This is a genomic window from Butyrivibrio sp. AC2005 (assembly GCF_000424145.1).
Lineage (GTDB): Bacteria > Bacillota > Clostridia > Lachnospirales > Lachnospiraceae > Butyrivibrio.
The window spans coordinates 58,285-78,364 of the sequence record NZ_AUJI01000012.1; the positions used below are offsets into that span (position 1 = coordinate 58,285).

The 20,080-nt window shown below is 41.5% G+C and carries 28 protein-coding genes; 26 read left to right on the forward strand and 2 right to left on the reverse strand.

Annotation, left to right across the window (positions count from 1 at the left end; genetic code table 11):
• Positions 1–243 precede the first annotated feature (243 nt).
• From G602_RS0103710 to G602_RS0103740, 7 genes are all read left to right on the forward strand, one after another.
• Positions 244–513: a DUF6462 family protein gene (locus G602_RS0103710; RefSeq protein WP_026657746.1), complete on the forward strand. Its 270-nt coding sequence runs from the start codon at positions 244–246 to the stop codon at positions 511–513.
• Complete coding sequence (locus G602_RS25020; RefSeq protein WP_044930959.1) at positions 510–818, forward strand: excisionase; 309 nt, start codon at positions 510–512, stop codon at positions 816–818. Before G602_RS0103710 ends, G602_RS25020 begins: the two co-directional genes overlap by 4 nt.
• Positions 811–1,605, forward strand: a complete 795-nt coding sequence (locus G602_RS0103720) for a ParA family protein (protein ID WP_026657747.1) — start codon at positions 811–813, stop codon at positions 1,603–1,605. The genes G602_RS25020 and G602_RS0103720 overlap by 8 nt, the downstream gene beginning before the upstream one ends.
• Complete coding sequence (locus tag G602_RS0103725) at positions 1,606–2,520, forward strand: ParB/RepB/Spo0J family partition protein (protein WP_026657748.1); 915 nt, start codon at positions 1,606–1,608, stop codon at positions 2,518–2,520.
• Positions 2,521–2,566: 46 nt separating this feature from the next.
• Positions 2,567–3,613, forward strand: coding sequence for a DUF6017 domain-containing protein (locus G602_RS25025; RefSeq protein ID WP_044930961.1), 1,047 nt, complete (start codon positions 2,567–2,569; stop codon positions 3,611–3,613).
• A 94-nt stretch (positions 3,614–3,707) separates the two neighbouring features.
• Entirely contained in the window at positions 3,708–3,989 is a 282-nt protein-coding gene (locus G602_RS0103735; RefSeq protein WP_242835481.1) for a helix-turn-helix domain-containing protein, read from the forward strand.
• A gap of 1 nt (position 3,990) precedes the next feature.
• Positions 3,991–4,284, forward strand: coding sequence for a hypothetical protein (locus G602_RS0103740; RefSeq protein WP_026657750.1), 294 nt, complete (start codon positions 3,991–3,993; stop codon positions 4,282–4,284).
• An 81-nt stretch (positions 4,285–4,365) separates the two neighbouring features.
• Here G602_RS0103740 and G602_RS31700 read toward each other — a convergent pair whose 3' ends face one another.
• Positions 4,366–4,497, reverse strand: coding sequence for a hypothetical protein (locus tag G602_RS31700; RefSeq protein ID WP_256374961.1), 132 nt, complete (start codon positions 4,495–4,497; stop codon positions 4,366–4,368).
• A gap of 186 nt (positions 4,498–4,683) precedes the next feature.
• On the opposite strand from G602_RS31700, the gene G602_RS30120 reads away from it, so the two are divergent.
• From G602_RS30120 to G602_RS0103760, 3 genes are read left to right on the forward strand one after another with little or no spacing between them, the layout of a single operon-like run.
• Positions 4,684–4,911, forward strand: coding sequence for a hypothetical protein (locus tag G602_RS30120; RefSeq protein WP_155829675.1), 228 nt, complete (start codon positions 4,684–4,686; stop codon positions 4,909–4,911).
• Between the two features lie 4 nt (positions 4,912–4,915).
• Positions 4,916–5,377, forward strand: coding sequence for a hypothetical protein (locus tag G602_RS0103755; protein ID WP_026657751.1), 462 nt, complete (start codon positions 4,916–4,918; stop codon positions 5,375–5,377).
• 32 nt (positions 5,378–5,409) lie between these two features.
• Complete coding sequence (locus tag G602_RS0103760) at positions 5,410–5,667, forward strand: hypothetical protein (RefSeq protein ID WP_026657752.1); 258 nt, start codon at positions 5,410–5,412, stop codon at positions 5,665–5,667.
• Positions 5,668–5,702: 35 nt separating this feature from the next.
• Here the strand turns inward: G602_RS0103760 and G602_RS0103765 are convergent, their stop codons facing one another.
• Positions 5,703–5,882, reverse strand: coding sequence for a hypothetical protein (locus G602_RS0103765; protein ID WP_026657754.1), 180 nt, complete (start codon positions 5,880–5,882; stop codon positions 5,703–5,705).
• 215 nt (positions 5,883–6,097) lie between these two features.
• On the opposite strand from G602_RS0103765, the gene G602_RS0103770 reads away from it, so the two are divergent.
• The 16 genes from G602_RS0103770 (at position 6,098) to G602_RS25050 (ending at position 20,080) form a co-directional block, all read left to right on the forward strand.
• Positions 6,098–6,292: a hypothetical protein gene (locus tag G602_RS0103770; RefSeq protein ID WP_026657755.1), complete on the forward strand. Its 195-nt coding sequence runs from the start codon at positions 6,098–6,100 to the stop codon at positions 6,290–6,292.
• Positions 6,293–6,554: 262 nt separating this feature from the next.
• Positions 6,555–7,643: a DUF5688 family protein gene (locus tag G602_RS0103775; RefSeq protein ID WP_026657756.1), complete on the forward strand. Its 1,089-nt coding sequence runs from the start codon at positions 6,555–6,557 to the stop codon at positions 7,641–7,643.
• 100 nt (positions 7,644–7,743) lie between these two features.
• A complete protein-coding gene (locus G602_RS0103780) occupies positions 7,744–7,938 on the forward strand; it encodes a hypothetical protein (protein WP_026657757.1) in 195 nt (64 codons plus the stop codon).
• Position 7,939: 1 nt separating this feature from the next.
• On the forward strand, positions 7,940–8,365 hold the full coding sequence (locus G602_RS0103785; RefSeq protein ID WP_026657758.1) for a hypothetical protein: 426 nt from the start codon (positions 7,940–7,942) through the stop codon (positions 8,363–8,365).
• Between the two features lie 11 nt (positions 8,366–8,376).
• Entirely contained in the window at positions 8,377–8,850 is a 474-nt protein-coding gene (locus tag G602_RS0103790; RefSeq protein WP_026657760.1) for a PcfB family protein, read from the forward strand.
• Complete coding sequence (locus G602_RS0103795) at positions 8,847–10,610, forward strand: VirD4-like conjugal transfer protein, CD1115 family (protein WP_026657761.1); 1,764 nt, start codon at positions 8,847–8,849, stop codon at positions 10,608–10,610. Before G602_RS0103790 ends, G602_RS0103795 begins: the two co-directional genes overlap by 4 nt.
• Before the next feature lie 240 nt (positions 10,611–10,850).
• Positions 10,851–11,063, forward strand: coding sequence for a Maff2 family mobile element protein (locus G602_RS0103805; RefSeq protein ID WP_026657763.1), 213 nt, complete (start codon positions 10,851–10,853; stop codon positions 11,061–11,063).
• A gap of 212 nt (positions 11,064–11,275) precedes the next feature.
• Entirely contained in the window at positions 11,276–12,145 is an 870-nt protein-coding gene (locus G602_RS0103810; protein ID WP_026657764.1) for a VirB6/TrbL-like conjugal transfer protein, CD1112 family, read from the forward strand.
• A gap of 17 nt (positions 12,146–12,162) precedes the next feature.
• Complete coding sequence (locus G602_RS0103815; RefSeq protein WP_026657765.1) at positions 12,163–12,549, forward strand: PrgI family protein; 387 nt, start codon at positions 12,163–12,165, stop codon at positions 12,547–12,549.
• 19 nt (positions 12,550–12,568) lie between these two features.
• On the forward strand, positions 12,569–14,971 hold the full coding sequence (locus tag G602_RS0103820) for a VirB4-like conjugal transfer ATPase, CD1110 family (RefSeq protein ID WP_026657767.1): 2,403 nt from the start codon (positions 12,569–12,571) through the stop codon (positions 14,969–14,971).
• A 17-nt stretch (positions 14,972–14,988) separates the two neighbouring features.
• Entirely contained in the window at positions 14,989–16,761 is a 1,773-nt protein-coding gene (locus G602_RS25030; protein ID WP_044930963.1) for a C40 family peptidase, read from the forward strand.
• 50 nt (positions 16,762–16,811) lie between these two features.
• Positions 16,812–17,159 carry a DUF4315 family protein gene (locus G602_RS25035; protein ID WP_044930965.1) on the forward strand — a complete coding sequence of 116 codons (348 nt, stop codon included), beginning with the start codon at positions 16,812–16,814 and terminating at the stop codon, positions 17,157–17,159.
• Positions 17,146–17,958, forward strand: a complete 813-nt coding sequence (locus G602_RS25040; protein ID WP_049945033.1) for a DUF4366 domain-containing protein — start codon at positions 17,146–17,148, stop codon at positions 17,956–17,958. The genes G602_RS25035 and G602_RS25040 overlap by 14 nt, the downstream gene beginning before the upstream one ends.
• Positions 17,958–18,506: a hypothetical protein gene (locus G602_RS0103840; RefSeq protein WP_026657768.1), complete on the forward strand. Its 549-nt coding sequence runs from the start codon at positions 17,958–17,960 to the stop codon at positions 18,504–18,506. The genes G602_RS25040 and G602_RS0103840 overlap by 1 nt, the downstream gene beginning before the upstream one ends.
• A 69-nt stretch (positions 18,507–18,575) precedes the next feature.
• Positions 18,576–19,667: an ArdC-like ssDNA-binding domain-containing protein gene (locus G602_RS25045; protein WP_049945034.1), complete on the forward strand. Its 1,092-nt coding sequence runs from the start codon at positions 18,576–18,578 to the stop codon at positions 19,665–19,667.
• Complete coding sequence (locus G602_RS25050; protein WP_044930967.1) at positions 19,667–20,080, forward strand: hypothetical protein; 414 nt, start codon at positions 19,667–19,669, stop codon at positions 20,078–20,080. Before G602_RS25045 ends, G602_RS25050 begins: the two co-directional genes overlap by 1 nt.

Genomic DNA, 20,080 nt, shown 5'->3' on the forward strand with positions numbered 1-20,080 from the left:
AATTACAGCAGCAGAAAAGGTTCTAATCGGGGTTAGCAAGGAAAAGGCATAAAATATATATAGTCATATAAGAGACATTCTTAGATTTACAAAACATCTTTTAAGAGTGACTCTTGTATAAAGAGATGAACAGATGAGTCATTCTTGAAAGAAATTTCAAGAGTGGCTCTTTTTGTTTTGCCTCATGACATGTTTGGAATGGTTTGGATTCATCCACTAAAAAGCTTCGAAGGGAGAAAAAAGATGGATATAAACGAAGAATACCAGGACATTGAGAACAGACAGGAAGTCAGGAACAAAGCTAGGATGTTCCGCCGAAGGTTCATTCGATATAAGGAAGCAGAATGGATTTATGGGATTCAGCACAAAAAGCTTTTGGAACTTGCTGATAAAGCCGGTGCACTCTACAGGGTTGATGGATATGTACTTATAAATGTGGAAATATTTGACGCCTATCTTGAAAGATTTCATCAGCCACCGAAGATGACCAAGACTGGAGGCAGGAAAAAATGAGTGGATGCATCTGGAAGTTTTCTCAGTATTTGGACGAAGAGGATCTGATGTTTGCAAGAAGGTACTTCATAACTTACAAGATTGGCTGTGAATATTACGGACTTGGGGAAAAGCCAATGATAAGAATGGCATGGGAATCCGGTGCTGTGTACAAGATTGGAAAAAGAGTACTTATCAGAAGAGATATCTTTGAAGAATATCTGAGGGATCATATGAAGCTGGTAGAAGACCTTATTGAAGGTGACGATGAAAAGCTACTTAAAACCATTGAAGGACATGTAAAGGAGGAAAACGAGTATGAGTAAAGTAATCGCAATCGCAAACCAAAAGGGAGGAGTCGCAAAGACAACATCTACGGTAAATCTGGCTGCCGGTCTTGCCAGGTGTGGGAAGAAGGTTCTTATTATTGATGCGGATCCGCAGGCTAGTTTATCAATCTGCATGGGACAAACAGAACCGGACAAGCTTGAAACAACTGTGGTTGATGTTATTGAGAGACTTGTAAATGAAGAGGATATTCCGGAAAATTTCGCTATTATCCATCACAGTGAAAACATTGACCTACTGCCTTCAAATATCGGACTTTCTGCAGCGGAGGTAACACTTGTAAATGTTATGAGCAGAGAGTTGGTTCTAAGGGATTATGTGGAGCAGGTCAAAGACCAATATGACTATGTTATCGCTGATTGCATGCCATCACTGGGGATTATGACTGTTAATTGCCTTGCTTGTGCAGATTCAGTGATTATTCCGGTCCAGAGTGCTTTCCTTCCTGTTAAAGGCTTACAGGCTCTAATTAAGACCATCTACACAGTAAAACGCAGGCTCAATTCAAAATTGGAGGTTGAAGGTATTCTTCTGACAATGGTTGATAATCGTACCAATTATGCTAAAGAAATTGTTTCTGAAGTTAATGAAGTATATGGAAAGAGTCTCCCGGTATTTCCTGTTGAGATACCTCTTTCTATTAGGGCTTCTGAGAGTACTTCTATGGGAAAGAGCATTTTCGAATATGATCCGAAGGGTAAGGTAGCTAAAGCTTATGCGAATCTGACAGAAATTGTCATGAACAATACAAAGGAGGGAAGATAAATGGCAGTAAAAAGAGAAAAAGTTCGCTTTGAATCTGTAGAGGAATTGCTTGGAGCACCTATTGCTGCAGATGTTACGGAAGAAATCGAAATAAATCATATACATCCATTTAAAAACCACCCTTTCAAGGTTGTTGATGATGAAAAAATGGAAGAACTCGTAAAAAGTATCAGTATCAATGGAATACTTACTCCTGTTCTTCTTAGACCGGATGGAGATGGTCAGTATGAAATGATTTCAGGACACAGAAGAATGCATGCGGCAAAACTTGCTGGTCTCAGGACAGTTCCTGCGGTGATAAAAAACATGAATGATGATGAAGCTGTGATTTACATGGTTGATGCAAATGTCCAGCGTGAGGAGATACTACCGAGTGAAAGAGCCTTCTCACTAAAGATGAAGCTTGCAGCGATAAGCAGGCAGGGTGAACGAACAGACTTAACTTGTGGCAATAATTGCCACAAGTCAGATGGTAGTAACAAGTCCAGAGCCATTGTTGGTAAAGCTGCAGGAATGAGTGAGAGATCAGTTCAGAATTACATAAAGCTAACAGAGCTTGTACCGGACGTGCTGACTCTTGTAGATCAGAAGAAGATAGGAGTAACGATGGCTGTCGATATTGCAGGATTCGATAAAGAACTACAAGGATGGCTCGGCGAATACTACAGAGACAATGGCTTCCTAAAGCCAGTTCAGATAGAAGCTCTTAAAGATACTGAAAATACAAGAAATATTACTCAGTCGGTGATGATTCAGATATTGAATGATGCTCTTCCTGAGAAAAGGAAGGGTTCGGGGAAAGTTAGTTTTTCAGAAAGAAAGCTAGATAAATACTTTCCACCGCACTTTTCTGCTAAGGAAAGGGAAATGGTCATTATCGGACTCTTGGAAAAGTGGCATGAAGGAAACAAGTAGAATTTGTTTTTAAATCTTTGGAAAAACTATGTTGGAGGACAATTTCGTGGGAAAAAAGTTAGATCTCAATTATTTCTATGGTCAGGAATCTGATCAGTTCAATTTTATAAGAATACCAAAAACGCTTCTTTACAATCCTATGTATGAAGACATAAGTCTTGAAGAGGCAGTTGTATATTCCATGTTGCTGGACAGAATGCAGTTATCCATGAAAAATGGCTGGTATGACGAGCTTGGAAGAGCATATGTGTACTGCTCTATTGAAACAATCATGGAGTTTGCAAATTGTGGAAAGAATAAAGCTGGAGACTTTTTGAAGAAACTAGATGCGGTCGGACTGATAGAAAAGGTTCTTATCCCGGGAAGAGGGCTCAAGATCTATGTTAAGAATTTCATATTAAAGGAAGACCCAACGTTTGAAAATCAAATTCTTGGAAAACGAGATGAGCTGTTACAAGGTACTATCGGGAACAGTAAGGTTCTTGTGGATAACTCAGAGAAATCTATACAGAAATCAAACAACGTAGTTTGTTTTTTAAACGACCCTATCCAAAATTCAAATGTCCCTGAGACTGAAAGCAAACCGATACCGGTTTATTTTTCAAACACTAATAATACTAAAACAAATAATAACAATCTTAGTAATAACTTATCTAATCAGCCTATAACAGTAACAGGACCAGATGATGCGATGGGATTTGAAACTGACGAACAGGGTTATGCAGAACTAATACGTGAAAATATTGGGCTGGATTCGCTTATGGCTGAGAATCCGCATGACAGGGAGTTTTTGCAGGGATTATATGATCTGATTCTTGAAACAGTATTATGCCAGAGTGAATCAATTGTTGTTGCGAGTAACAAGTACTCTTCAAATTTCGTCAAGGCAAAGATGCTGAAACTTAACAAATATCACATAGAGTACGTGATGGATTGTTGGAAGAATCTCAAAGATGTACCGAGGAATGTAAGAAAGTATATGTTAGCAGCACTATTTAACGCGCCTAGTACTTGCGATGCATATATACAAGTTGAGGTTAACCGGGATATGGCAGATCCTAACGCTCCCTGGAAGATAGCGAACGTTGATTGACAAGTACGCATTGCGTAGCTTATACTGAAGTTAAATATAGATACGCAATGCGTATAATCGTGCCAACAGATTTGCTTTTACTAAGGAGGCGCTTATGGAGAAGGGTTATACAGTTGAGATTGAAGGGATGAAACTTTCTATTGAGGTAGATAAAGGACAGGCTCCAGATCAGAGAGAAGAAATGATGACCGCTTATGAGATGAAAGCTATAAGGGAAAAGACAGGCATGAACAGAAAGGAATTTGCTGAGTGGCTTGGAATCCCATACAGAACTATTTCTGACTGGGAGCATGGCGAAAGAAAAATGCCTGAATATGTCATGAGATTGATGGCTTATAAAGTCAGAATGGAGTTTGTTGAAAAGAGGGGTGATTGAAATGGCTGTAATGCGTCTGTTATCGAGAATCGTATTATTTCCAGTATGGATTGTATTTAAGTTCCTGCTTATGTGGATCTACATTTTTTCGTTCTTTGGTCTTACGGTAGCTGGATTCAGTATATTTGTAATGGCTATAGGGATTCTGCTTTTTGTATCCCAGCAGGAATGGCTGTTACTTGCAAGTGTACTGACAGGAGGATTTGTGGTATTTCTGGCAGTCATGTGCGGAGGTGCAGTGCTGACGGTAATCGGAAAGGTTGATGATAAACTTTCGGATATTGTATTTGGATAAATATGCCCACGAAATTGGCTGTACAGTAAGTATAAAATACTGTACGGCCTTTTTGTTTTTAATAAGCTTAAATGAAATTGTTCAATAATATAGATATTCCACTGCTTTATCTCTCCCTTTTGCTGCCTTTGTTGAAACGCTAACATTTGTGATATGGTCACGATTAAAATAAATCGGATTTGAATTACTTTGAGTAAGTTTTATAAGTTTCATAATAATACCTCCGTATGAAATTTTATTTACATATATATTGTTCCACACGAAAATATCAAAAATCAAATTTTTGGAACTGATCAGACAACATCTTTAAAATATTGTTTTTCCAGCTCATATATATCTAAAGATTCATCTGGATGATCAGCCATTTGCTTCATAGCCCATAATAAAAAATCTTATTGGATGAGAACGGAAAGTTTAAAGATCCCAAGCTGGAGGCTGACTATCAAAAGTATGTCACGAGAAAAAATAAAGAGGGAAAAACTCCTAAGGATAGGCTGGCATGGACAGAAGCTTGAGGGAAAATATATACTTGAAATACCTGCGAGCAATGAAAATTTAAGTAATATCGATTATTATAAAAAGATTGCAGCAGAATATGGGGTGACCTTAAGGTTTACGGAGGAATAGAATTATGGAACTAAATGAAAAAATAAAGTCTGCTCTGATCAAAATGGATTTTGTACATAAGTATGAAGAACTTTCCAATAAATTTAATTCAGACAGAACACCGGAGGAGGAGCTGTTAGAATATGTTGACCGTGATGAAGTGCTGGAGATTATTGAGAAATTAGGATACAAAGCTTCATTTAATTCAAAGGAGAAATTCTTTGCAATCCGGGAAGAAAAGATAGGCAATTTTTCATTTGGATTTCATATTATTCTTCGATATGGAGCTGTAGATTGGGGATGGGTTGCCAGAGAAGGAAATGAACTGCTTTTGGGTTCACCCTGGAGCATATATTCAAGACTTTTGATTGACCCTGATTATAGAATTAACTACCCTTTGTTTGGAACATATGAGGATCTTGATGAGATTTTTGAAATAGGATTCGCTATGTATGAAGAATTCAAGAAGGCAGTTATTTCTTCATAACTTATTTTGAATAGGTAGAGGAGAAACGGATATTGAGAAAAAAGGAACTGATTGCAATTATAGGATTATTGGCATTTTCAATAGTCGGATGTGCATCCGGTAAAAATACCGGTGAAGATGCACAGACAGAAGCAACTGTGATAGTTGGTGAAGATACAGTTGCTGAAGAAGCTGATAATAACGTGGGAGATGAGTCTAATATAGAGGATTTCGAGACATGTGATAATGGCGATGGAACAATTTCTATTTTGTTTCTTAGAATCCAACATACTATACAGAGTGACCATTAGTTTTTCATTATCTGATAACTGATTGTTTCCTATATTTACTCTTCAGGAACCTCCGATTTATTTATAACAGTAACATTAGCAATAGCTTCAATATCCTGCTTTAATTGCGGCTCATGGTAGTTTAATAATGCTGCGAGAGCATTTATATTACTATCATCAATGTTCTGTTCAATAGCCCTTAAAAGGCGTTCTACACCATGTTTATTTTCCTGCATAATATATGTGCCTCATAATTCATCAAATAAATTTATCAATAACGTGGTTTCCAAGTATTTCCGCAGTTAGCACATCTATTAACTGTCTTACTTGCACCTATATCTAATAGTTGAGAATTATTTATAAGGACAAATAAAAAATATTGGTTTGTAATACGCTGTATTCATAAGAGTGATAGAATTTTCTATATTAACAAAAGAAGGGAGATTTAAAGATGGATATAAATTCTATAAAGGAAGATTTGGAGAATAACCTCATAGAAATATGTCATATTAAGGATGCAATCAGTGTAATAGCTGAGAGTCTGAATCAAGAAGTAGATATCGGAGCTGCTAGTAGAGCTTTACAATTCCTGTCCGGATTACTGGAAGAACGTACAGATTCACTATCAGATATGTTGCTTGAATGATTTATTATGTGAAGTGATATTTTGTTATTTATTGCAGTAATAACGTGATGCAACGTTATAAACTGTGATGCTTTGAATATTTCAATCCGCTTTTAAGTATGATATTGTTATAATGCACCAAGAAATGTGAAACACAAAACACATTGCCTGGTGCATTTCTTTTGCAAAAGATTATATGGAGCGTTGACTCATGAATTAAATGGTGAGTCGGCGCTTTTTTGTTGCGCAGAAATATAAAACATAAAAGAAAAGAGGAAAGAAGATGGATTTTGAGACATTCAAAGAGAATCTGGTAAAGGACGTGAAGTCGCAGCTTGATGAGAGATTTGGATCAGATACTACAGTAGAGATTCATACTGTAGATAAGATGAACGAATCATATGAAGCACTTACTGTAAAGCCTGAGGGAAGCAACATTGGTGTAAATATAAATGCTACCGAGATTTACAAGTCAGTGCAGGATGGTGCTGACTATGGAACTGTGGTCGATAAGGCTGTGGATATGGCTGAAAATGCTCTTGATAATCGTCCTGATTTTGATCTTACTTCAATCATGGATTATGACCAGATGAAGAGCAAACTTACCATGGAAGTGGTGTCAGCAGAGAGAAATGCCGAGCTGCTTGAGACAGTTCCCCATAAGAATATGGAGGATATGGCTGTTGTATATAGGTTTCTTATCAATTCCACAGACGAGGGTAGGAGCTCTATTCTTGTGACAAACAAGATGCTTGATAACTACGGAATAACTCCTGAACAGCTTCATGCGGATGCAGTGAAGAACGCTCCTGAGATCAGACCTATTGTCATTCAGGGTATGGCAGAGGTACTTGCAAAGCAGATGGGTGTTGAGGACCTGGAGATGCTGGGCCTTAATATTCCACCGGAGCAGGAGCAGATTTTTGTGGCTTCTGTTCCTGATAATATTCATGGGGCAGGAGTCCTTGCATATGAGGATTTTATGGATAAGGCTGCAGAAAGGGCTGGTGGTGATTTTTATATTCTACCCAGCAGTATTCATGAACTTCTTATCGTTCCTGACAATGGAATGATGGATCTTAAATCTCTTGAGAACATGGTAAGGGAAGTAAATGCAACAACTGTTGATCCTTCAGATAAGCTTACTGATAATGTTTACCACTACGACTCAAAGGACAAAATCTTTGAGCTTGGTGAAAAACATCTTCTTCGTGAAGCAGTAAAGGAAAGAGAAGCGGAGATGGGGCAGAAGTCTGGAGAAAAGAAATCTCTTCTCGGCGAGCTCAAGGCAGCTAAAGATGAGGCCTCGAAGCAGTCTGTGAAGGATGCAGTAGATAAGGGCGTAAAGTCCAAGGGTGATGTAGCCATCTGATAAACGGATGATACAAAAGAAGTATGTGGCGCTAGTCTGTGGGATACGCGGACTGGCGCTATTTCTTTCCAAAAACGTAGAACACAGGAGGAATCGAATAATGTCAAAAGCATATAACAGAGATAAATACAGTGGTGGTAAGTCTTTTCAGGGTACAAGGGATCCTATTCCGGTCAGCGGGCTAAGACCTCATAACTGTAAAACTCCGTGCCCCTACGGAACCGGAAGGACATTCTGCTTTCCATGCATGGGGAAGATCATGGATGAGCACAGAAATTTGAGAAAGGCGGCATAAAATGGAACAGCTATTTAGTATCGAATTTGAGAAAAAGAGGGATGAGATACCGTCCTTTGAAGCATATAAAGCACTGATTTTTCAGAGAAGAGGTGTGATCATCGGAGCTCGGGGAACAAAGAGGTTCATTGATGTGACGGGTATAAGAAATATTATAGCTGAATTTGGGGACAGCATTATAGGTACTCCCATGGGTGAGGATTACCATATCGTATGTTCAGAAGAGGATCTTGTTGTGACGGATGCAGGAATCTATCTTGATGGAGACGCGCTCGTTGTAAAGACTGATGTTTACGGCGAAATGCAGTACCTGACAAAAACAGATCTTGCTATCATCGAATTTCTTTTTGAAAAAAGGATAGTATTCCTTGATGATGGTAACGGATCTACTTTCCCAGCGATAATGCTTGAAAGAAGAGCTGCGTGAGGTAAGTGCCTATGAATGAAGAAGTATCTCAGAAGACTGTCCGGTTTGCAATAAATACCGGAAAAGTCTCAGGGCATGTCCTTTTGAAGTGTTTAAAGGCATATCTTCGGCACAGGAAAAATAAAAAGTTCACTGCCGGCAAAGGAAAGCAGACTGTAAAACAGCTTATCAAGCAGGGACAGGGTGCTTCCAGCATGGAAGTCAGCGGAGAGAGCATCAGGACATTTAAGCGGATAGCAAATAAATACGGAGTGGATTTTGCCATTGTAAAAGATAAAACGGCAGATCCGCCACGTTTTACATGCTTTTTTAAGGCAAAAGACATGGATGCGATTACCGCAGTGGTAAAGGAATATTCTGCCAAAGTAGTGAAGCTTCAGGGTAAACCCAAGCCCAGTCTCCTTAAGGAACTTAAGAAGCTGAAGGATGAGATAGCAAAGGCACCTCGGAAGATTAAAGAAAAGTTTAAGGAGAATGTCAGATGAATAAGAAGATAAAGAAAAAGATCATCCTATGCATTCCCTATGTTCTGGTTGGACTTTTATGTACAAATCTTGGAGAGGCCTGGAGGATAGCCTGGGGGCATAACTTGTCAGAAAAGCTTCAGGGACTTGTGATATATGGTGGGTTTTCAAAAGCATTTGCAAATATCCTGCCAAGCTTCAATCCCTTTGATCTTACTGTAGGTATTATCTGCGGATTGGCGCTAAGGCTTGCGGTCTACCTTAAAGGGAAAAATGCAAAATCCTTTCGGCATAACAGGGAATATGGTTCAGCGCGATGGGGAAAACAGGAGGATATAGAGCCTTTTGAAGATCCTGCTTTTGAAAACAATGTCATCCTTTCAAAGACGGAAAGGCTGACCATGAACTCAAGACCTAAGAACTGGATATATGCAAGAAATAAAAATGTGCTTATTGTCGGTGGTTCCGGTTCCGGTAAGACCAGGAACTGGATAAAGCCCAATCTGTTACAGCTCCATAGCAGCTATGTCCTTACTGATCCGAAAGGAACTTTAGTAGGCGAGGTTGGCAAAGTGTTTGTAAAGGCGGGCTATAACGTGAAGATATTCAATACAATAAACTTCAAAAAGAGTCAGCATTACAATCCTTTTGCTTATATCCATTCCGAGAAGGATATCTTGAAGCTTGTAACTACGCTCATGGCGAATACCAAGGGTGAGGGTACTCCCGGAGATCCTTTCTGGGAGAAGGCTGAAAAGCTGCTTTATACAGCGCTTATCGGTCTGATATACTATGAGGCTCCTGAAGAAGAAAAGAACTTTAACACACTGGTGGAGTTCATCAATTCAATGGAAATCAGGGAGGATGACGAGTCTTTTAAAAATGCGGTAGATATCCTGTTTGAAAGACTTGAGAAAAAGGATCCTGATCACTTTGCGGTGAGGCAGTATTCCAAGTATAAATTAGCGGCCGGAAAGACTGCCAAGAGTATCCTGGTCAGCTGCGGTGCAAGGCTTGCTCCGTTCGATATTGCAGAGCTTCGTGAGGTCATGAGCTACGATGAACTGGAACTTGATAAGACCGGCGACAGGAAGACAATATTGTTCCTCATAATGTCTGACACAGACAGCACTTTTAATTTCATTATCAGCATGATATACACGCAGCTCTTCAATACGCTGTGTGAAAAAGCAGATGATGTATATAATGGACGGCTTCCCGTACATGTAAGGTGTCTGATCGATGAGTGTGCAAATATCGGACAAATCCCTAACTTGGAAAAACTCATGGCGACCATACGAAGCCGTGAGATTTCTGCAGCTCTTGTACTTCAGGCAAAGTCTCAGCTTAAGGCAATATATAAGGATAATTCTGAAACTATTATAGGCAACTGTGATAGTCAGATTTTCCTTGGTGGTTCTGAGCAGACAACGCTCAAAGACCTCAACACCAGTCTTGGCAAAGAGACCATAGACATGTATAACACCGGTGAGTCCAGGGGAACATCCCAGAGCTATAACATGAACTACCAAAAGCTCGGTCATGATCTTATGAGCATTGATGAGCTAGCAGTAATGGATGGCGGCAAATGCATCGTCCAGGTGCGTGGTGTAAGACCATTCCTGTCAGATAAGTATGATTTGACACAGCATCCAAATTATAAGTACACAGCGGATGCAGACAAAAAGAACTGGTTCGATGTGGAGAAGTTTTTAAATCACGAACTGGAACTAAAAGACAACGATGAATATGAATTCGTCGAAGAGACAGTAGAAGAGTAATGATATGGAGCCCACTGCATTGTCAATAAAAGGCTTTGCATCTGGGCTTTATATATTGCCTGGAGACAGGCAGGCATGGCCATGTGTCCGGTATCAGTCGACGGGTATCGGAAAGCAACTATTAACCGGCACCACAGAGGTACGAGTGGTGTCGCTACCCAACAAAAATTATTGGAAGGAGGATATCGGTAATTTTAATAATATAATAATATTAACGAAATACCGATAATAAGAAAAACTATGGGATTTTTTACATCTGCCGTAGGCGCGTTGCAGACAATCGTGGTGGCATTAGGCTGCGGCCTTGGAGCATGGGGCATCATCAATCTTCTTGAGGGTTATGGTAATGACAACCCCGGCGCGAAGAGCCAGGGAATGAAGCAGCTGATGGCTGGAGGCGGTGTTTGCCTCGTTGGCACAACAGTAGTTCCACTTCTTGCCAACCTTTTCTGATTAGCCCGAGAAGGAATTACAACTGAATATGGAAAAATACAGAGTCAAGCAAAAATAAGATAGGAAACCTGAGCAGAGCTCGCTCATGCGAAGGGTTACTGTCTTATTTTTATTTGGCGGATATCCGCCAGCCAGGAAATGCTTGCATTTCCTGGGCTTGACTCACTATTAAAAACAATCCAGCAACAAGCTGGTAAAAACTTAGGAGGGATATGTTTGATACATTATTTCAAGAGATAGAACAGCATCTCAAAGATATGATAATTCCCTACCTTATGAGTGTACTGCAGACCATGTTTGACTGTGTAAATGATCAGGTCGGAACGATAGCATCGGAGGTTGGAACAACACCATCTGCATTTAATCCGACAGTATTTGGCATGATAAAGAATATTTCTGAAACAGTGATAATGCCAATAGCGGGAATAATCCTGACGTTTGTAGCATGTTATGAGCTGATACAGCTTATCATCAGTTACAACAATCTGGCGAATTTCGAAACATGGTTCATCTTTAAATGGGTGTTCAAGACAGCCATTGCAGTAGAGATAATCTCGCATACTTTTGATTTCACAATGGCGGTATTTGATGTAGCCCAGCATATCATCTTGAATGCGGGCGGAGTCATTGCAGCTTCAACAGCGGTTGACGCATCAGCACTTGCAGCGATGCAGGCAACCATAGAGGCTATGGATATATGGAGCATATTTGCGCTGTTTTTCCAAGTCTCAATAATCATGATAGTAACGCAGATCCTTTCAAAACTCATATTTGTCATAATCTATGTGAGAATGATCGAGATCTATATGTATGTTTCCCTTGCTCCGATACCACTCGCTACTTTTGCTAACAAGGAGCAGAGCTCTGTCTGCATCAATTTTGGAAAGAGCCTGTTTGCATTAGGACTCCAGGGATTCCTTATCATGATATGCGTTGGTATCTATGCTGCACTTATACAGACATTGGCATTTTCAAGCGATATCGTTGGTTCCCTATGGGGAGTTGTAGGATACACGCTGCTCCTGGCATTTTCTTTATTTAAGACAAATACAGTAGCGAAAGCTATCCTGCAGTGCACATAAAATGAGGAAGGAGAAATATGGCAGCTTCATATATATCAGTTCCAAGAGACTTAACAAAGGTCAAAAGTAAGATCTTCTTAAATCTGACAAAAAGACAGATTGTATGCTTTTTCGTGGCGGCACTCATCGGAGTCCCGTCATTTTTTCTTATAAAGAGCATGGCGCCGGTAAATGTGGCTATCATGTGCATGATGGTCATAATGATGCCGATATTCTTTTTTGCACTTTATGAGAAAAATGGAAGGCCACTTGAAGTCTATCTTGGACATTTCATAGAAGCCGTATTTGTACGGCCAAGGAAACGTCCGTATAAAACGGATAATTATTATTCAGCTCTGGAACGGACAGCCAGGGCAGAAAGGGAGGTGGACAGAATTGTTCGTAGTTCCGTGGAAAAAGAATAAGGACATAAGACAGTTTACGATGCCTGAAGGCCTGTCAAAGAGTGAACAGGCGCAGGTAAAAGAGATAATAAAGAATGCACAGAAGGATGACGGGACCCCGAGGACTGCGCAGCAGACGCTTCCTTTTGACCGCGTATTTCCTGATGGAATAATAAGGGTAGGAATGGATTATTACACAAAGACAATCCAGTTCCAGGATATCAACTATCAGCTTGCACAGCAGGATGATAAGACCGAGATATTCGAGGAATGGTGCGGATTCCTTAATTTCTTTGACAGTTCGGTTCATTTTGAACTTTCATTCATGAACTTCGCAACAGAAATAGGAGACTTTGAGAAAAAGATAGCGATCGCTCACCAGGGAGATCCCTTCAATGATGTTAGGGATGAATATTCCGGAATCCTTTTAAGGAACATGCAAGCCGGTAACAACGGACTCACAAAGGTGAAATACATCACCTTCGGTATCCATGCAGATTCAATGAGATCAGCTAAACCAAGGCTCATCCATATCGAAATGGATATACTTAATAATTTCAAAAGACTCGGCGTCATAGCTGAGACATTAAATGGAGAACAGAGACTTGCGCTGATGCACAGGCAACTACATATGGGAGACAACGCCAAGTTCAACTTTGACTGGAAGTATCTTGTAAAATCAGGGCTTTCAGTGAAGGATTTTATAGCTCCAAGCTCATTTGAGTTTCCTAATGGCAGGTATTTCAAGATGGGGGATACATGGTGTTCCATGAGCTTTTTGTCAATCGATGCTTCTGATGTAAGCGACAGGATGCTGGCAGATTTCCTTGGAATGGAATCAAGCCAGATAGTAACGATGCATCTTCATTCCGTTGATCAGAATGAGGCAATCAAGACTGTAAAGCATACAATCACTGAACTGGACAGAAGTAAGATAGAAGAGCAGAAAAAGGCGGTCCGTGCCGGATATGACATGGAAATCATTCCCTCAGACCTTGCTACGTATGGCAAAGACGCTAAGGCATTGCTTAAGGAATTGCAGTCACAGAACGAGAGAATGTTCCTTCTGACATTTCTTATCATGAACACAGGAAAGACCAAGGAAGAACTTGATAACAATATTTTCCAGGCATCTTCGATAGCACAGAAACACAGCTGCAACCTTATCCGCTTGGATTTTCAGCAGGAGCAGGGACTTGTGAGTACCCTCCCCCTTGCCTATAACGAGGTTGACATCCAGCGTGGTATGACAACAAGTAGTACTGCAATCTTCGTGCCTTTTACTACACAGGAACTGTTCCAGGATCACAGGGGAGCGCTTTACTATGGACTTAATGCTCTTTCTAACAACCTTATCATGGTGGACAGAAAGAAGCTTAAGAATCCTAACGGCCTTATCCTTGGTACGCCCGGTGCAGGTAAATCTTTTGCAGCAAAAAGGGAAATAGTAAACGCATTCCTTGTCACGGATGACGATATCATCATATCAGATCCGGAAAGCGAGTACCGAGCTATGGTAGAGTATCTGGGAGGTCAGGTCATCAAGATAAGCCCGACATCAGACCAGTACATCAATCCCATGGATATCAACATGAACTACTCGGAGGATGATAATCCTGTAATGCTGAAGGTGGACTTTATCCTGTCATTATGCGAACTTATCATGGGTGCAAAGGACGGTCTGCAGCCTACGGAAAAGACTGTCATAGACAGATGCGTCCGTCAGGTATACAGGAAATACCTTGAGGATCCAAGTCCTGAGAACATTCCTATACTTGAGGATCTGTACAATTTACTGTTAAAACAGGACGAGCCTGAAGCCAGGTATGTGGCAACTGCGCTTGAAATCTATGTTACCGGTTCCCTTAACGTCTTTAACCACAGGACAAATGTGGAGCTTCATAACAGACTGGTATGTTTCGATATCAAGGATCTTGGTAAGCAGCTTAAAAAGATAGGCATGCTCATAATCGAGGACCAGGTCTGGTGCAGGGTCTCTGAGAACAGGGAGGCAGGAAAGTCCACCCGTTACTATATGGATGAGATGCATCTGCTCCTTCGTGAAGAGCAGACAGCCGCATATACAGTGGAGATCTGGAAGCGCTTCAGAAAATGGGGCGGTATGCCGACAGGCATAACTCAGAACGTAAAAGACCTGCTTGCATCAAGGGAAGTAGAGAATATCTTTGAAAACTCTGACTTCATTTTAATGCTCAATCAGGCCGTAGGGGACAGGGCAATCCTTGCAAAACAGCTTAACATAAGTCCACACCAGCTTTCGTATGTTACACATTCGGGAGAAGGTGAAGGGCTTATTTTTTATGGAAATGTTATCCTGCCATTCATCGACAGGTTCCCTAAAGAGACAAAGCTGTATGAGGTTATCAACACCAAGTTCTCGGAGACATCAGCTCAGAAAGAGCAGAATAAGACCACCGCATAAACGATGGGAGAGTTGTAATGGATGAAGGATTATACACAAGGGAGCCTCGTGATGAGGCTTCCGTAGACGAAAAGAAGGTCAGGACCCATGCCAATAAACTGAAAACCAAGGATTCCGCAAGAAGGTACTACGAGCAGAAGCTTCGAAATGGAAAAGCTGACAACAGGGATACTGCAGAGGAAAAGAAAAGGAAACAAAAAGTCCATAAACAGAGTCAGAAGAAGGCTAATGACATTGAGAAAAAGCGGAAAAATGCTGAGGTAAGTAAGAAAGCAAAGCAGGGTGAAGAACGGAATGTGAGCAGGACTTTGGGCGGTTTTTCCCGAACAACAGCAGATGTCCTGACAGGGATCGGGGTCACATCTGACATGGTGGGATCTACTGATGATGGAAAAGAAGAGTCAGCTGTAGCAGAGGAAGTAGTTGATACCGGAGGATATATTGCCAGTGGTGCCGTGAGCAGTACGACTTCCAGGGCAAAGAACAAAAAATACAGTAACAAAATGCATGGAAGAAAAGAACTCTCTGCAGAAAAGGAAGCAGCAAAGCAGAAAGCCCAGAGGGAAATGCAGAAAAAAGCCGTGGAAAAGCAGAGAAGGGCTGCGGAGAACGGAGGCAAGATAGGACGGAAAATTACCGACAAAGCAGAGGATATGGCGGCTCTTTTATGGGAAACAGTAAAAGAGTTTGTCGAGGATAATCCTGTAACCGCTGCGATAATCGTTCTTGTTTTTATCCTGATCATAGCAGTAATGGGGCTTATGAGTTCATGCTCTGCCATAGGAGGCGGCAGCGGGGATATAGCTTTTGCTTCATCATATACCGCTACTGACGAGGACATACTTGGCGCAGAGGACGACTATAAGGATCTGGAGGCAGGGCTTCAGGATGATATTGATAACATCGAGACGGATTATGCGGACTACGACGAGATCAACTATCATCTCGATGAGATAGGGCATAACCCTTATCAGCTGGCAGCCATCCTTACAGTCATTTATGAGGACTATACAAGAGAACAGGTCCAGGCAAAACTGCAGGAGATATTTGAAATACAGTATGACCTGAGCATTGATGAAGAGGTTGAAACCAGGGAAAGGGAAGTGGAAATTTCCGGAGTCCGTTGGGTAGAGGATGATTCTTTCGAAGATGGAGGCTATTGGGAACCATATACGGAAACTGTAACAGAGGAATATGACTACTACATCCTGAATGTTTATCTTGTAAATCATACCCTTGATATAGTTCCTGATGAGCTGGGATTTACAGATGCCCAGAAACAGCGTGTAAAGCTTCTGATGCTCACCTATGGAAACAGGAAATATCTTTTCGGGGAGGATGATTATTACAACACCGATGATACACACCCCGGAGATGATGATGAACATCATGTTCCCGGTGAGTACCTTTCAGATGAACAGTTTGCAAGGATGCTTGCTGAGGCAGAGCGTTATCTTGGTGTTCCTTATGTCTGGGGAGGTTACAGTCCTTCAGGTTTTGACTGTTCCGGTTTTGTGAGCTGGGTCATAAATCATTGCGGTAATGGCTGGAATTATGGAAGGCTTACAGCGAATGGTCTGCGGGCAAGGACAACACCGGTATCATCTTCAGAAGCAAAACCTGGCGATCTTATCTTTTTCCAGGGCACATATGATACTGCTGGTGCAAGCCATGTCGGCATCTATGTGGGCGGAGGATGGATGATCCATGCAGGAAACCCTGTCCATTATTCAAATATCAATACACCATACTGGCAGTCTCATTTCCTTGGATATGGGCGTATCCAGTAGTTGTTATTTACCCCTGCATTTTTGCAGGGGTGTTTTATTGGAGGAAAAATATGTTTGAGAAATTAACTAGACTTCGTGCGGAGCTAGAAAGGATTACTCCCAGATATGAGGAGATCACCGCAAAGTACGAAGATATTAAGGCAAAGATTCGTGAAGAGGAAGTAACACAGATTATCGGGGTTGTGGACAAGGTGAACATGACCCCTGAGCAGCTTGCAGAATACCTGGGAGTCAGGGAGGAAAAGAAGCCTGCTCCTTCAAAAAACAAGAAGAGTGCCCAGGGTAAGAAAACTGCGGAAACAAAAACTGCTGATGAATATGCAGAATCTTCTGCAGGCAGTGATGATCAGAATACAACAAACGTTGGAATGGAGGATATCTTAAATGAAAGTTATTAAGTTTATAAGAACAAGGGCTAAGGCTTTTGGAATGTCAGTGGCTCTTATGGGGGCACTTTTTTGTATCAGTCCCGTGACTGCATTTGCGGGAGGTCCGGACTGTATCTGTGAGGATAAGTGCACAGAGGATCACATCAATCCTGACTGCCCTATCTGCAGTGAGGACTATCGTAACTGTGAGGGAAAAGAACCGGATAAGGAACCTGAGGTCGAGGAAAAGTGGGGACCTCTTACTCCCGATGGAAACATGGAACTCGTTGATGATTACGGCAGCCTTGAAGCTGGAGGAAAACAGTTCATCACTGTCATGACAAAGAGCGGCAACTATTTTTATATCATTATAGACCGTGATGATGAGGGTGAAGAAAAAGTGCACTTCCTTAATATGGTCGATGAGTCAGACCTTTTATCACTGATGGATGATGACCAGATAAGCGAATATATTTCTGCAACAGGAATAGGCAAGCAGAAAGAGGAAGAACCCAAGGTGGTAGAACCTGTTCCGCAGCCGGAGCCTGAACCGGAACCGGTGGAAGAACCTGAACCTGAGAAAGAGCCCGTGAATGTAAACGGCATCATGGCGATCATTCTTCTCATCGGTCTTGGAGCTGCAGGCGGTTTCATGTATTACACATCCACAAAGAATTCCAAGAAAAAGAATACAGGTGTGGATCCTGATGAGGACTATACAGACCAGGATTATCTGGACAGCTTCAGTAGAGATAATGAGGATGATTTTGAAACTGAAGATGATAAACCGGAAACGGAATCTTCATATGATGATGGGGAGGATAAGTGATGGTAAGTGCGGAGGCTTATACAAGGGACGACCTTAAGTCTGCACTGAAGAAGCTCTTTAGCTGCATGGATTTCGACCAGATCTTATGGGGATTCCCGGATGAAGATGAAATAGATATGGACGCTGAATGTGATGTGATAGTGGATGAGCTTTCAGAGCTTTATACAGAAAAACTGTATCCTGAAATACTTGATGCATTCGATGAGCATATCCCGTATATGAAGGGACATGATGCAAAGGGACACGTATTTTTTGACCATACATTTCTGTATCATCCCGCAGTTCCGATATATTACGAAATCGATGAGTCCGTTATGGATGGAGATACAGATCTTATCTTCTTTACAGAACTATATCTTCAGACTGACGGAGAAGTGGTCAGGGTCGAGACGACTTATATAAAGTCAGGTGACTTTGAGATGGAATACAGAAGACAGGTCGGAGTAGTAAGGGAGTATGGAGACTTCTGCTTTGATGAGGATGTCCTGTATGAAATGCTGGATGATATTGCATCCGGAAAATATAAAGTGAGCACGGAGGAAGAGTGATGGCTAGAAAATCCAGATTCATTGCCTATGTAAAGGCGATCAATGAAGTGAAGAAAAAGGAGCCGAAGGATGGAAAGAGAAGACAGGTTAAAGCAGCTGACAGACCAGCTGACTGATGGCGTGAAGGCAGTCCGTGACAGTGGGGAGTTCAAAAAACTCCTTGCTGTCATGGCAAAGTTTCCACATTATTCAATGAATAATTGCATGCTCATTGCAATGCAGCGTCCTGATGCAACACTGTGCCAGGGATTTGATGGATGGAAGAAGATGGGACGCTATGTGAAAAAGGGTGAGAAGGGAATCAGGATAATTGCACCTGCCCCATATACTGTACAGAAGGAAGTTGATAAGCTTGGCAGCGATGGTAAGCCGGTTCTCGATAAGGACGGCGAACATGTAAAGGAAACAAAAGAGTACCAGGTCATGGCTTTTAAGGCTGAGACAACTTTTGATGTTTCACAGACAGATGGAAAAGAGCTTCCAAGGATCGGAGTGGATGAGCTTAAGGGCGAAGTCGACAGATATGAACTGATGATGGGAGTACTTAAGGATATAAGTCCTGTCCCTATCGGATTTGAAGACATAAAGTCAGGAGCAAAGGGTTACTATCATACCGCGGAAAAGAGGATAGCAATACAGAAGGACATGGGTGAGTTGCAGACGGTAAAGACATGTCTTCATGAGATAACCCATGCACTATTGCATGCGGATAGTACTGATATCAGTAAGAATCGCAAAGAACTGGAAGCGGAAGGAACTGCATGCATTGTCCTGAAGTATATGGGATATGATACGGATGATTACAGTTATCCCTATCTTTCGGGATACACAAGTGATGCTGATATGAAAGAACTCAAGGCTTCCCTAGATACGATAAGGAAAACATCATCCAGGATGATCACCAAGATCGAGGGAAAACTGGACAGCATTTATCAGGAAAGACAAGCTAAGGTAGTCCATGATAATGACACACCACTTGTGGAAGAACCTAAAGAAAAAGTAATAGCAGAGAGACGGATTCTTGGAACTGTGCGCATACTACCCGATGGCGCAGGTGGAAAGAAGCCGTCTCTTTTAGATTCGCTGAGGATGGAAAAAGAAAAGATCAGAAATAAAATGAACGGAGATACCGGGAAGGATGAAAAGGGGGTGGCAATCTGATGGGAACAGTAGATGATGGCTGGATGGATGCAGCCGATTTTGGCGAAGAGCTTCCATTCGGTAATTTTGATGACGGCAGCGGAACGAAGCAGGCTTATAACGGTGATGACATCGTTGGGAGCTGTCCTGTATGTGGGAGCCATGTCGTTGAAAGGGAAAAGGGATTTTTCTGTAACAACATGGATTGCAAATTTGCATTATGGAAAAACAACAGATTTTTCCAGTCGATCGGTAAGGAGATGACAAGGGAAGTTGCAGATGATCTCGTAAACTGCGGAACAGTAAAGCTTCTTGACTGCAAGTCCCAGAGGACAGGAAACACTTTCAGCTGCTATGTTGATCTGACAACTGATGAGGAGGGAAAAGCTCATTTCGAGATCCGATTTCCCGAAAGGAAGCGAAGAGGGGAGTGA